9 protein-coding genes are annotated in these 13,402 nt (G+C 72.1%); 5 read left to right on the forward strand and 4 right to left on the reverse strand.

All coding sequences use genetic code 11. The features are described from left to right. Positions 1–43 precede the first annotated feature (43 nt). Together Vlu01_RS22405 and Vlu01_RS22410 are read left to right on the forward strand one after the other, a co-directional pair. Positions 44–2,560, forward strand: a complete 2,517-nt coding sequence (locus tag Vlu01_RS22405) for a sensor histidine kinase (protein WP_204002842.1) — start codon at positions 44–46, stop codon at positions 2,558–2,560. Beyond that, positions 2,557–2,979, forward strand: coding sequence for a roadblock/LC7 domain-containing protein (locus tag Vlu01_RS22410; protein WP_093408063.1), 423 nt, complete (start codon positions 2,557–2,559; stop codon positions 2,977–2,979). The genes Vlu01_RS22405 and Vlu01_RS22410 overlap by 4 nt, the downstream gene beginning before the upstream one ends. A gap of 114 nt (positions 2,980–3,093) precedes the next feature. On the opposite strand, the gene Vlu01_RS22415 is transcribed toward Vlu01_RS22410, so the two are convergent. Both Vlu01_RS22415 and Vlu01_RS22420 read right to left on the reverse strand, forming a co-directional pair. Beyond that, positions 3,094–4,326: an MFS transporter gene (locus Vlu01_RS22415; RefSeq protein ID WP_204002845.1), complete on the reverse strand. Its 1,233-nt coding sequence runs from the start codon at positions 4,324–4,326 to the stop codon at positions 3,094–3,096. 160 nt (positions 4,327–4,486) lie between these two features. After that, positions 4,487–5,980, reverse strand: coding sequence for a GH1 family beta-glucosidase (locus tag Vlu01_RS22420; RefSeq protein WP_239096055.1), 1,494 nt, complete (start codon positions 5,978–5,980; stop codon positions 4,487–4,489). Positions 5,981–6,947: 967 nt separating this feature from the next. Here Vlu01_RS22420 and Vlu01_RS22425 point away from each other — a divergent pair. After that, positions 6,948–9,851, forward strand: a complete 2,904-nt coding sequence (locus tag Vlu01_RS22425; RefSeq protein ID WP_204002848.1) for a glycoside hydrolase family 48 protein — start codon at positions 6,948–6,950, stop codon at positions 9,849–9,851. Between the two features lie 278 nt (positions 9,852–10,129). Here Vlu01_RS22425 and Vlu01_RS22430 read toward each other — a convergent pair whose 3' ends face one another. After that, the gene (locus Vlu01_RS22430; protein WP_204002851.1) at positions 10,130–10,855 is read right to left on the reverse strand and encodes a DUF3159 domain-containing protein; all 726 of its coding nucleotides are present in this window, start codon (positions 10,853–10,855) and stop codon (positions 10,130–10,132) included. 84 nt (positions 10,856–10,939) lie between these two features. On the opposite strand from Vlu01_RS22430, the gene Vlu01_RS22435 reads away from it, so the two are divergent. Together Vlu01_RS22435 and Vlu01_RS22440 are read left to right on the forward strand one after the other, a co-directional pair. Beyond that, the gene (locus Vlu01_RS22435; RefSeq protein WP_204002853.1) at positions 10,940–11,827 is read left to right on the forward strand and encodes a phosphatase PAP2 family protein; all 888 of its coding nucleotides are present in this window, start codon (positions 10,940–10,942) and stop codon (positions 11,825–11,827) included. Continuing rightward, positions 11,824–12,525, forward strand: coding sequence for a maleylpyruvate isomerase N-terminal domain-containing protein (locus tag Vlu01_RS22440; protein WP_204002855.1), 702 nt, complete (start codon positions 11,824–11,826; stop codon positions 12,523–12,525). Before Vlu01_RS22435 ends, Vlu01_RS22440 begins: the two co-directional genes overlap by 4 nt. Before the next feature lie 10 nt (positions 12,526–12,535). On the opposite strand, the gene Vlu01_RS22445 is transcribed toward Vlu01_RS22440, so the two are convergent. After that, a complete protein-coding gene (locus Vlu01_RS22445) occupies positions 12,536–13,399 on the reverse strand; it encodes a DUF1028 domain-containing protein (RefSeq protein WP_204002857.1) in 864 nt (287 codons plus the stop codon). Positions 13,400–13,402 lie beyond the last annotated feature (3 nt).

Genomic DNA, 13,402 nt, shown 5'->3' on the forward strand with positions numbered 1-13,402 from the left:
GCGCTCCCCGGATCGCGGCGGACGCGTGGGGGAGGAGGAGCGGGTGGGTGTAGGACCGGAGCAGGCGCACGGGGTGTCGCAGCACCGCCGTCGTCGGTTCGACGTCCGAGTGGTACCCCACCGACGCCGCTCCCCCCTGCGCCTACAGGACTGGCGGATGCGCACCAAGTTGGCCACGGTGCTGGTCATCCCGTCGGTCGCCTTCCTGGTGCTGGCGGGGGTGCAGACCCAGAGCCTGGTCAGCCAGGCTGGCACCCTGGGTGATTTCGCCGCTCAGGTCGGTATCGGGCGCGAGATCGTCGCCCTGACCCACCGGTTGCAGATCGAGCGCGACCGTACGGCGGGTGAACTGCCTGCCCTGCGGGCCGCCGTCGACGAGGAGGCGAGTGAAGAGCGGCTGGCCGTGTTGCAGCCCTACCGTGACGCCGCCGACCAGGCGGTGGCGACGTTGCGCGCGGCGGCCGAACCGCTTGCCGAGGCGGACGCCTCGTGGCGTGATGTCTACGGGGTGGCCTCGCAGGCCTACCAGCAGATCAACTACATCCGGGACACGCTGAACACGGTGGTGCTCAGCGACGAGACCATCATCGGCAGTTACCACCGCGCGATCGACGCGTTGTTGACGCTGCTCGCCCAGCCGACGCCGGGTGCCGACCGGCCGGAGCTGGCCGACGCGGTGCTGCGATACGTGCAGTTCGCCCGGGCGAAGGATCTCTCCTCACGAGTTCGGGCGGAGCTGTACTCGGCGGCCCGTGCCGGCAGCTACGACTCCGACGACACGGCCACGCTGCCCGAGCTGCGGGCGCGGCAGCTGGCGGCCCTCGGCGCGTTCCGGATCGTCGCGACCAACGCGCAGGTGGCCCGCTACGACGAGATGAGCCTGGATCCGGCTTTCGTCGCCGCCTCCCGACTGGAGGAGCAGGCGCTGGCCCGGGGTACCTCCGGTTCGGCGGTGCTGGACGCGGAGCAGTGGTGGACCGCCAGCGAAGCCCGTCACGAGCTGTTGCAGCGCTTCGAGTCGGAGGTGCTGGCGGCCTCGTCACGGCAGGCCGACGACGCGAGCGAAACCCAGCTGAGGCAGACGCTGCTGGTCGTCGGCGGGATCATCACGGTCCTGTTGGTGGCGGTGCTGATCTCGGTGTTGATCGGTCGGTCGTTGGCCCGCTCGATCCGGCTGCTGCGCTCGCAGGCGCTGCGGATCGCGCAGATCGAGCTGCCCGAGGCGCTGGCCCGGCTGCGATCGGTCTCCGGTGGCGTACCACCGATCGAGGTCTCGCCCGCGGTCGTGCGTTCGCTCGACGAGATCGGTGAACTGGCCGAGGCGTTCGTCGCGGTGCACCGCAGCGCCGTCGGGGTGGCGGTCGATCAGGCGAACATGCGCCGCAACGTCAACGCGATGTTCGTCAACCTCGCCCGACGTAGTCAGGTCCTGGTGGAGCGGCAGTTGGAGCTGCTCGACGACCTCGAGCGCGAGGAGGGCGACCCTGAGCAGTTGGAGAACCTGTTCAAGCTGGATCACCTCGCCGCCCGGATGCGCCGTAACGACGAGAGTCTGCTGGTGCTGGCCGGCACCGAGTCGACCCGCCGGTGGAACCGACCGATCGGGCTGAGCGCGGTGCTGTTGGCGGCCAGCGCCGAGATCGAGCAGTACCAGCGGGTGCGGCACGAGGCGGTGGCGGATCTGCACGTGGTCGGGCACGCGGTGGGTGAGCTGGTGCACCTGCTGGCCGAGCTGCTGGAAAACGCGACCGCCTTCTCCCGACCGGACACCATCGTGCAGGTGATGGCCCGGGTGGAGGGGCCCGGTGCGGTGATCGAGATCGCTGACCAGGGCCTCGGCATGAGTGCGACGGCGTTGGCCGAGGCCAATGCGGTGTTGGCCGCGCCGCCGGCCGCCGACGTGGCGGCGGTCGAACGGATGGGCCTGTTCGTGGTCAGTCACCTCGCCGCACGGCACGGCATCGAGGTGCGGTTGCACGGCGGCGCCGGTGGGCTGGTGGCCCGGGTCCGGCTGCCGCGTCCGCTGCTCGCCCCGGCGCCGCCGCCGAGCCTGGACCCCGTGCCGTCGCCGCGTGGGCTGCCCATGGCGACACCCCGGCCGGTTGCCCCGGCCAACCCGGAGCCGGCGGACCTGCCGGTGGCCGGGCGTCGCCCCACCACCGTGCCCCGCCAGGCCCACCCGGTGCCGGTACGCGCCGAGGACGTGCTCGCCCCGGCGGCGGCCCCGGTGACCGGCGGTGGCGGCTGGTGGTCGCGGGAGGGACCGACATCGGTCGTACCCGCGGTGGGTGCCGGCGCACCGGCACCGCCGGCCGTGCCGGTGACCGCCGGGACGAACGAGCGGGGCCTGCCGGTGCGGGTGCCCATGGCGCAGCTCAGCGCGGTGACCCAGCCGGCCCGCCCGGATCAGCAGCCGGCGACCCGGACCGACCCGGACCCGGACGCTGTCGGCGGGATGTTGTCCAGGCTGTACAGCGGGGTGCGGCGGGCCGAGGCCGAGGAGACCACCGAGATACCCGTGCCACCGCTCGGGGCGTGGAGCGAAGGAGGACGCAAGTGACGACGTTGTCGCAGGAAGCTCGTGACCTGAGCTGGCTGGTCAGCGCGTTCGCGGAGCGGGTGCCCGGGGTGGCCCACGCGGTGGTGGTCTCCTCCGACGGGCTGCTGGTCGCGATATCCGACCACCTGCCCCGGGACCACGCCGACAAGCTCGCCGCGGTGACCTCGGGACTGATGAGCATCACCGCCGGTGCCGCCCAGATGTTCGACGGGGACGTGGTCAAGCAGACCGTGGTCGAGATGGGGCGCGGCTACTTCCTGGTGATGCAGGTACGCGACGGCTCGATCCTGGCCACCCTGGCGGCGGCGGACGCCGACATCGGTGTGGTGGGCTACGAGATGGCCCGGCTGGCCAAGCAGGCAGGCGAGATGCTGACCCCCGCCCTGCGCGCCGAACTCCAGCAGGCGCTGCCCCGCTGAGCCATGGTGTGCCCGCCGGCCCGCGGCGCGGTGCTCGTCCGGTGGTGCGGTGCCGCCGTCCGGCGGCGCGGTGCTTGTCGGCCGGCGGTGCGGTGCTTGTCGGCCGGCGGTGCGCTAACGAAGGCCGAGTGCGTCGCCACCGGTGGTGGGGCGGGAGGCGATCCACCAGGCGACGGTGGCGGCCACGGCGATGATGCCGCTGAGCACGAACGGCGCGTCGATGCCGGCTCGGGCGGCCAGGGCCCCGCCGGCCAGCGCGCCCAGGGCGGTACAGCTGTAGGTGACCATGCGGGAGGCGGCGACGACCCGACCGAGCAGCCCGCCCGGCACCAGCCGTTGGCGTACCGACAGCGCGGCGACGTTGAGCACGGCGAACGCCGCGCTGGTGGTCACCACCACGACCACCGCGGCGGCGCGGTGCCCGACGACCGCCAGCAGCACCGGTACGCCGGCGGTGACAGCCATCGACCAGGTCAACACGGACCGGTGGTGGAAGCGGGCGACCAGCCGATCGGCGGCGAACGAGCCGATCAGCCCGCCGGCCGCGCCGGTGGCCAGCAGCAGGCCGAAGCCGAACGCGCCGAGACCGAGGGCGTCGCGGGCGTAGAGCACGAAGATCGCGAACCAGGCGGTGTCGGCGGCGGCCACGGCGGCGGTGACGAGCACCAGGGTGCGCAGCATCGGCTGACGGACGAGCCAGCGCAGGCCAGCCAGGACCCCGTCGGTGGCCGGCGGTACTTCGACGGTGTCGGTGGTGACCCGGTGCGCGAGGGTCAGCGGCAGGGAGAGGACGAGCATCACCGCCAGCGCCAGGGCAGCCCCGTTGACGGCGAACGGGATGGCGGCACCCAGGACGAACAGCAGGGCACCCACCGGCGGGCCGACGAACTCGTTGCCGACGATCTCGCCGGCGACGAGGCGTCCGTTCGCCTTCTCCAACTGGGCGTCGGGGACGAGCCTCGGCACGGCGGTCTGGGCGGCGGTGTCCCGGATGGTCTCGCCGGCGCCGAGCAGGAACGCGGCGGCGACGACGACCGCGATGGTCGCCCAGCCCAGGGCGACGGTGGCGGCCAACGTGGCCAGCACGACGACGCGGCCGGTGTCGGCGGCGGCGAGCAGCGTACGGGCGCCTCGACGGTCGGCGAGGGTGCCGGCGAGGAGTCCGGAGACGAGCCACGGCAGGAACTGGGCGGCGGCGACGGCGCCGACCGCCAGCGGGTCGTCGGTGAGCGCGGCGGCCAGCAACGGGAAGGCGGCCACCCGGATGCCGTCGCCGACGTTGGCCAGCGCGGCGGCACTCCAGAAGGTCCAGAACTGCCGCCCGAGTGATCGAGGGTGATCTGCCACGTCAGTACGTTACGGCGTGGGCCGCGATGCTCCTCGGTGCCGGCTCGCCCGATGCGGTGATCATCCGCTCGCCGACGACCGGCGGGCTGCCGGCGAGCGGATGTTAAGAAGGGGCCCCTGTACCACCCGAGGCGTTAACAAGGTGCCCTTCCTTGCACGGTCAGACCGCGTTGTCCGCGATGACCTGGCGGTACCAGTGGGCGCTGCGCTTCAACACCCGGCGTTGGGTGGGGTAGTCGACGTAGATCAGGCCCCACCGCTGCTCGTAGCCCTCGGCCCACTCGAAGTTGTCGAGCAGGGACCAGACGTGGAAGCTCTCCAGCGGCACGCCGTCGGCGATGGCGCGGTGGGCGGCGGCCAGGTGGTCGCGCAGGAACGTGACGCGGCCGTGGTCCTCGACGGTGCCGTCGGCGCTGAGCTCGTCGGGAGTGGGCAGGCCGTTCTCGGTGACGGTGAGGGGGATCGGCCCGTAGTCGCGGGTGACCCGGGTCAGGATGTCGTACATCCCGTCCGGGTAGATCTGCTGCCACTCCGCCTCCGAGGTGGGCCAGCGGCGTACCGTGCCGCCGGACGCGGTGACGTAGATCGGGGTGTAGTACTGCACGGCGAGCAGGTCGATCGGGCTGGAGATGATCTCCAGGTCGCCGTCGCGGATGCCACGGACCATCCGACTGTCGGGTCCGAGGTCGGCCAGGACGTCCTGCGGATAGCTACCGGTCAACGCGGAGTCGAGGTAGAGCCGGTTCTCGTAGCCGTCGTGGAGGCGGCTGGCCTCGGCGGCGGCGGTGGAGTCGTCGGCGGGGTAGCAGGGGTGCAGGTTGAAGGCGGGGCCGATGCGTCCGGTGCCGCCGGTGGCGCGCAGGGCGCGCACCGCGAGGCCGTGGGCGAGCTGGAGGTGGTGGGCGACCAGGTACGCCGCGTCGGGGTCCTGCCGGCCGGGGGCGTGGTGACCCATGAGGTAGCCGTTCTGCACCACGGTTTTCGGCTCGTTGATGGTCAGCCAGACCGGCACACGGTCACCGAGGGCGTCGAAGACGATGGCGGCGTAGTCAGCGAAGCGGTGGGCGACGTCGCGGGATTCCCAGCCGCCGGTGTCCTGCAGGCTCTGCGGCAGGTCCCAGTGGAACAGGGTGGCCATCGGGGCGATCCCGCGTTCGTGCAGGCCGTCGACGAGGCGACGGTAGAAGTCGAGGCCGCGTTGGTTGGCGGCGCCGGTTCCGTCGGGCTGGATGCGCGGCCAGGAGATGGAGAACCGGTAGCTGCGCAGCCCCAGGTCGCGCATCAGATCGAGGTCTTCGGCATAGCGTTGGTAGTGGTCGGCCGCCACGTCGCCGGTGTCACCGTTGCGGGTGCGTCCGGGGGTGCGGCTGAACGAGTCCCAGATCGATTCGCCGCGGCCGTCCTCCTTGGTGGCGCCTTCGATCTGGTAGGCCGAGGTCGCGGCACCCCAACCGAAGTCGGGCGGAAAGGACCGTCGGACGGCCGGGTTCGATGCGGTGGCCGGGTCGTCGCCCGGGTCGTCGGACTGGCAGGCCGCGAGACCGGTGGCCGTGGTGGCTGCGGCGGTGGCGCCGAGGACAGCACTGACCGGGGTGGCGGCGGTGGCCGAGAGCGCCGCGCGGCGCAGCAGGTGCCGCCTGGTGAGTATCGACATGGGTTCTCCTCGTGGATGGGGATGACCGCCTGAGCCCGGGAGCGCTCCCAATCAAGGGTAAAGGGTAGGCGGTCCCGCTGGTTCCGAGCCGTCGCGAGGGGTGGGGCGGACGGACTCGGGTGGCGGGGTGACGTGGGGTGGGGAAGGGCGCTGTCCGGTCGGCAGCGGGTGCGGCGGAACCGGGTGCGCCGAGTACCGCAGGGCGGACCGGCGGTGCGCGCCCGGGCGGTCGGCGGGGGCGTCGCTGATGGCGGTCGGCGGGCGGGTCGACTGCCGTGCGGGGGCGCGCGGATGGTGCGCGACTGACCCGTCGGCCTCTTTTCCCATCGTGAACGGGGGTTTAGTGTGGGGACGGGGGAGGGCAACCCCCGTCCCCACCGTGTTGCGGTACACGCACGTTCGGATTGGCGTCCCAGTTGTGCGTGTCGCGCGGGAGCCGGGCCACGCGAGTGGCTGAGGATCCACCTCCCTCCACTGAAGTGGGGTGACGGCTGACGGCGGTGTCCGGGCTGGCCCGCCGTCGGCCTGCGGTCTGTTCCCCGGAGCCGTGGGCACGACCCCGGTCGATATTCCGGGTGGAACTCTGTCGATGGAAGCGCTCCCATCGACGTTGCTGCGACTGTAACGCCCGTCACGGCTTTGTGAAAGCCCCAAAACGAGATCGAAACAACTCGGTGTTTCCGGAAATCCGCGTGCTAGCGCTGGGAGCGCTTCCATGGCACACTGTCGATCGACCGCGCGGAGCCAAGGTACGCGTGAGTGCGGGTCGTCGAGGGCTTCCGGTTCGTCCGGTACGGCGTCCGCCAGCAGCGGGAACAGCAGCCGTCCCCGTACGGCGCCCCGCCGCGCCGGCCCACCTGGGCCACAGCGACCACCGTCCACTGGCGCCTCGTCGGACACGTCGTCCCGAGGGCGTCATCGCCGGGGCGTCATCGCCACCGGCCTGGTCCGAGGAGACACCGCGCAGATGAGAAACCTGGCTAGACGTCGGCGCCTGGCGTGGCTCGCCGCCGCGGCGCTGGCGATCGGTGGGGCCACCGTCCCCGCCGCCGCCGCACAGGCCGCACCGGCCTGCGACGTGGTTTATACGACGAACGACTGGAGCAACGGCTTCACCGCCAACCTCACCATCCGCAACACCGGCGACGCGATCAACGGCTGGACCCTGCGGTTCGCCTTCCCCGGCAACCAGCGGGTCGTCCAGGGCTGGTCGGCCCGGTGGAGCCAGAGCGGCAACGAGGTCACCGCCGTCAACGAAGGCTGGAACGGCAGCATCCCCGCCGGTGGCAGCACCAGCATCGGCTTCAACGGCTCGTACTCCGGCACCAACGCGAAGCCGACCTCGTTCTCGGTCAACGGGGTCACCTGCGGTGGCACGACGAACCCGCAGCCCCCGACGGTCAGCCTGTCGGTGCCCGCCGGCCCGTTCACGGCCCCGGCGACCGTGCCGCTGACCGCCACCGCCAGCGACCCCGACGGCACCATCGCCCGGGTCGAGTTCTACCGCAACGGCCTGCTGGTCAACACCGACACCACCGCGCCGTACGCGTACACCCTGGAGAGCCTGCCGGCCGGTGACTACACGGTGCAGGCCCGGGCGTACGACAACAGCGGTCTGTCCGCGATCGCCGAGCGGTCGTTCACCGTCGCCGGCACCACCTCGCCGGCACTGGTCGCCACGCCGACCGCGCTGACCGTCCCCGAGGGCGGCAGCTCGACGTTCAACCTCAAGTTGAACCGGGCGCCCACCGCGAACGTCGCGGTGAGCCTGGCGCGTACCGGGGACACCGACATCACCGTCTCGCCGACCTCGGCGACGCTGACCACGTCGAACTGGAACACCGGCGTCGACGTGACCGTCCGGGCCGCTGAGGACGCCGACACCGTCGGCGGCACCGCCACCATCACCGCCTCGGCCACCGGCCACACGCCGGCGACGGTCACCGTCACCGAGATCGACAACGACGTGCCCGGCGGCGACGGCGAGTACGTCCAGCGCTTCCTCACCCAGTACAACAAGATCAAGAACTCGGGCTACTTCAGCCCGGAGGGCGTGCCGTACCACTCCATCGAGACGCTCATCGTCGAGGCGCCGGACCACGGCCACGAGACCACCTCCGAAGCGTTCAGCTTCTGGCTGTGGCTGGAGGCCTACTACGGCCGGGTGACCCAGAACTGGGCGCCGTTCAACAACGCCTGGACGGTGATGGAGAAGTACATCATCCCGTCCGCGGCCGACCAGCCGACCGCCGGCTCCGCCGGTGACGCCACCTACGCCGCCGAGCACGACCTGCCCAGCCAGTACCCGTCCCAGCTGGACTCGAACGTGCCGGTCGGCAAGGACCCGCTGCGGTCGGAGCTGCAGTCGACCTACAACACCGGCTCCATCTACGGCATGCACTGGCTGCTGGACGTCGACAACGTCTACGGCTACGGCCGCTGCGGTGACGGCACCACCCGCCCCGCGTACATCAACACCTTCCAGCGGGGCACCCAGGAGTCGGTGTGGGAGACCGTGCCGCAGCCGTCCTGCGACACCTTCGCCCACGGCGGCCAGTACGGCTACCTGGACCTGTTCATCAAGGAGTCGGGCACCCCGGCCAAGCAGTGGAAGTACACCAACGCCCCGGACGCCGACGCCCGTGCCGTGCAGGCCGCCTACTGGGCGCTGACCTGGGCCAAGGAGCAGAACAAGCAGGCCGATGTGGCGGCCACCGTGGCCAAGGCCGCCAAGATGGGTGACTACCTGCGCTACGCCCTGTTCGACAAGTACTTCAAGCGGATCGGCAACTGCGTGGGGGCCAGCCAGTGCCCGGCCGGCAACGGCCGTGACTCCGCGCACTACCTGCTGTCCTGGTACTACGCCTGGGGCGGCGCGTACGAGACCAGCCAGAACTGGTCCTGGCGGATCGGCTCCAGCCACAGCCACTTCGGCTACCAGAACCCGTTCGCGGCCTGGGCGCTGACCAACGTCGACGAGCTCAAGCCGCGCTCGCCGACCGCGGCGGCGGACTGGACCAACAGCCTCAACCGGCAGCTGGAGCTCTACACCTGGCTCCAGTCGGCCGAGGGCGGCATCGCCGGTGGCGCGACCAACAGCTGGGGCGGCCACTACGGCACGCCGCCGGCCGGCACGGCCACCTTCTACGGCATGTTCTACGACGAGGACCCGGTCTACAACGACCCGCCGTCGAACCAGTGGTTCGGCATGCAGGCCTGGTCGATGCAGCGCATCGCCGAGCTGTACCTCGTCTCCGGCAACGCCAAGGCCAAGGCGCTGTTGGACAAGTGGGTGCCGTGGGCGATCGCCAACACCACGCTTGGCGAGAACTGGTCCATCCCGTCGGACATGAAGTGGACCGGCCAGCCCAACAACTGGAACCCGACCAACCCGCAGCCGAACACCAACCTGCACGTCGAGGTGACGGTCAAGGGCCAGGACGTCGGCGTCGCCGCCGCCTACGCCCGCACCCTCATCGCGTACGCGGCGAAGTCGGGCAACGAGGAGGCGAAGACCACCGCCAAGGGTCTGCTGGACGCGCTGCACACCCACAGCGACGCCCAGGGTGTCTCGACGGTGGAGAAGCGTGGCGACTACCGGCGCTTCGACGACGTCTACGACGCCTCCACCGGGCAGGGCCTGTACATCCCGCCGGGCTGGAGCGGCGAGATGCCCAACGGTGACGCCATCGCTCCGGGCAAGAGCTTCCTCGACATCCGGTCGTTCTACAAGAGCGACCCGGCGTGGCCGAAGGTGCAGGCCTACCTCGACGGTGGGCCGGAGCCCGAGTTCCGTTACCACCGTTTCTGGGCCCAGGCGGACGTCGCCATGGCCTACGCCGACTACGGGAAGTTGTTCCCCAACGGCTGAACGAACTCCTCCGGGTGGGCAGTGACCCACCCGGAGGCGCCGGCCGAGCCTCGGGGGTAGAGGCAGGCCCGGTTGACGGCCTGACACCCACGGTCAGGCCGGGGTGGGTCGGCTCTCTGGCCGACGCAGCGGAGCAGTCGGCCCACCCCACCACCCCGACCCGCCGAACACGGCGCGCACATCGCGAAAAAAAGTGACCGCCCCGGGATCACAACCCGGCCCGGGACGGAGTAACGTACATCACCGGAGAGGCCGCTCCCCCCGTGGCGGCCTCTCCCTTATTGTCTCGGTCGCGGTGTGACCCGATCCGGTTCACCGTCGTCCCGCGCGTGCGGCCCGGTCTCCGGTGTCACGGGGTGCCGCAGCCCCGGATGGCCGGCCGGCAACGACCGACGCACCACGGCCCAACTGATCGCCAACGCCGCCGCCACCAGCGGCCAGCTCAGTCCCACCCGGGCCCCGGTCAGAGCCAGCACGTGACCACCGAGATACAGCGGCAGGAACACCGCCAACCGCAGCAGGTAGCTGCCCGCCCACACCCAACTGGCCCGGCGGTACGCCCGCAGCAGTGCCGGGTCACGCCGCCAGCGCCCCCGCTGCCGGAGCGCCGTGCCGACGACCACCCCGAGCAGCGGCCAGCGCACCACGATGCTCACCGCCCACGCCAGCGCGCTGGCGGCATTGGCCAGCAGTTGCACGAGGAAGAAGTCCTCAGCCCGTCCGGTGCGTACCACCACCAGCGCGGCGACACAGACCGCGAGCATCCCGATCAGCACCGACCGGGGCCGGTCACCGCGGCGCAGCCGCCAACCCGCCACCACTGCCGCGGCGACCAGGGCCGCCACCACCCCGGCCAGCACCGAGCGGTCGGCCACCAGCCAGCCCGCCGTGAACGCGACCGGCGGAACGGTCGCGTCGACAGCTCCACGGCGCCCGCCGAGCAGATCGGCGAGCGACTCCGGTCGCCCGACCTCGGTGGCGTTGCGCTGCGACGTGCCGGTCACGGATCCCCTCCTTCACCTGCGGCCAACCTATCTCCACGCCACGGGCGGGCCACCGCCCGTCGACCGGGTGGCTGCCGCTAAGTTGTGCGGGTGCGCGTGACGCCCAGGGGTGGTACGGCGGTCTGGTTGGTGGTGCTCGCCCTGATCCAGACCGTGGCCTTCATCGCCGTCTGGCGAATCGCCCTCCACACGGAGGCCGGCCAGTGGATCGACACGGTTGCCCTCACCGGCAACCGGATCGGCCGCGACCATATCGAGGAACCGGTCGACCGGATCCTCAACGCCATGTCCGTGGTGTCGCTGCTGGCAGCCACCGTGATGATCGGGTTCATCGCGCTGATCCGGGGCCGGGTCGCCCTGGCCGTGGCGGCGACCCTGCTGATCGCGGGCGCCAACGTCACCACCCAACTACTCAAGTACGGACTGGGCCGGCCCGACTACGGCATCGACCTGGAACGGGCGTACGTCGGCAACAGTCTGCCCAGCGGGCACACCACCGTCGCCGGCTCGGTGGCGGTGGCCCTGGTGCTCGTACTCCCGCCGAAGGCACGCCCCTTCGCCGCCGTGATCGGTGCCGGCTACGCCGCCGCCGCCGGGGTGGCGACCCTGTCGGCGGGCTGGCACCGCCCCAGCGACGCGGTCGCCGCGTTCCTGGTGGTCGGGGTCTGGGCGGCGCTGGCCGGTCTGCTGCTGCTGATCACCCAGCGCGAACGGGCGGAAGTCGCCCCCGGTGACGCCCACCGGCTCACCGCCCTGCTGCTGGGCGTGGGCGGGCTGCTGGCGATCATCGGCTGCGCACTGGCCCTGTGGTGGCTGGTGGGCCTGCGGTCCACCCCGGTGGCGGACCTGTCCCGTCGGCCGCTGTTCGTCGGTTACGCCGGCAGCGCCGCTGGCATCGCCGGCTCCATGGCGGTGGTGATGGCGCTGGTACTCACCGCCGTGCACCGTCTCGTCCCCCGCTACAAGGGATGAGCCGGCTGATCGCCGTACGGTCGGCGTTCCACGACGAATGCGACCGGCTCGGCACGGTGCTGCGTACCCTCGACCGGGCGGACCTGGACCGTCCCACCCGCTGCACGCCGTGGACGGTGGCCGACCTGCTGGCCCACCTCCGCACCGGAGCCAACCGGCTGGCCGACATGCTCCGCGACACGCCGCCCGGCCCCGCCCAGGTCGACGCCGCCGGCTACTTCGGTGCGGCGAAGTTCACCCGGCAGGTGGATGCCGACCGGATCGAGTCCGCCCGGTCCGAGGCAGCCCGACACCGCCGCGACGCGCCGCCCGCCGGGCCCGGCACGGTGCTCGACGCTGACTTCGACCGGGCCTGGCGGGCCACCCTCAGCGCGGTCGACGCACACCCCGCCGACCGGGTGGTCCGCACCCGGCACGGTGACGCGATGACGGTGACGGAGTTCCTGCGTACCCGGGTGGTGGAGGTCGGGGTGCACGGCCTCGACCTGGCCGAGGCGCTGGACCGGCCGCCATGGCTGACCCCGACCGCCGCCCGACTGATCGCCGACCTGCTCACCGGCGGGCGGGCGCTCCCGGCGCACCTCGGCTGGGACCGGCTGACCCTGATCCGCAAGGCCACCGGCCGCAGCCCGCGCAGCCGAGCCGAGCAGGACGCCCTCGACGCCGCCGACGTCCGGCTGCTCTCCTTCGGCGGCTGACCCCGCGCTGTCAGACGGCGGTGCGGGGTGCCGGGACGTGCGGGGCGGCGGCACGCAGTCGGGCCAGGACCACCGGGTCGATCCGACCGGGCGCCAGCCGCTCCTCCAGGTTCTCCATCCCGGCCCAGTCGACCAACGCGTCGTCGGGCTCCGTGGGGTCGGCCGGATGACCGAGCGCGGTCAACAGGCCGGCGACCTCGGCGGCCAGCGCGCCGGTCAGCTCCAGCAGGGTGGCCGGATCGGGCCGGCTGAACATCAGGGTGTGCACCGCGAGCAGCCGGTCGAGTTCGGTGATCGGGTCGGGATGGTCGTCGACCCGCAGGTCGATCATGGTGTCGCCGGTGCCGGCGTACCCGCCGCCGCGGCGCACCACCAGCAGCCCCGCGCTCTGCCGGCCGCGCCGGTCACCGCCGGCCGCCTCACCAGCCCGCAGCGCGGCGAGCAGCCGCTGGGGGAACGGCAGATCGACGCCGGTCAGCCAGGCATCGCGCAGCCCCTCGACGACCTCCGGGCCGGTGAGGATGTTCCCCTGCGCCGCCCAACCGTCGCCGGCCTGCCCACCGGCCCAGCCACGGCAGTGGACACCGGTCCAGGTGGCGCCCGGCCCGGTGGCTGCCACCACACCGAGCTGCCGGTGATCGCGCTCCGGGTCGGCGGCGACCAGACCGGCCACCACACCGGCGGCGGAGACGCCGGTACGCAGCAGCGCCAGCCCCTGCGGCCGGTAGGCCAGGTTCACGTGTGCCTGGGTGGCGATCGCGCCGACCTCGGCGGCGGCACCGGGCACCAGGGCCCCGGCGGCCAGGAAACGGCTGGCCACGACGACGCCGTGCAGCCGGCCGTCGTCGGAGCGAGCCACGAGCGAGAAGGTCACGCC

This window comes from Micromonospora lutea (genome assembly GCF_016863535.1).
GTDB classification, from domain to species: domain Bacteria; phylum Actinomycetota; class Actinomycetes; order Mycobacteriales; family Micromonosporaceae; genus Micromonospora; species Micromonospora lutea.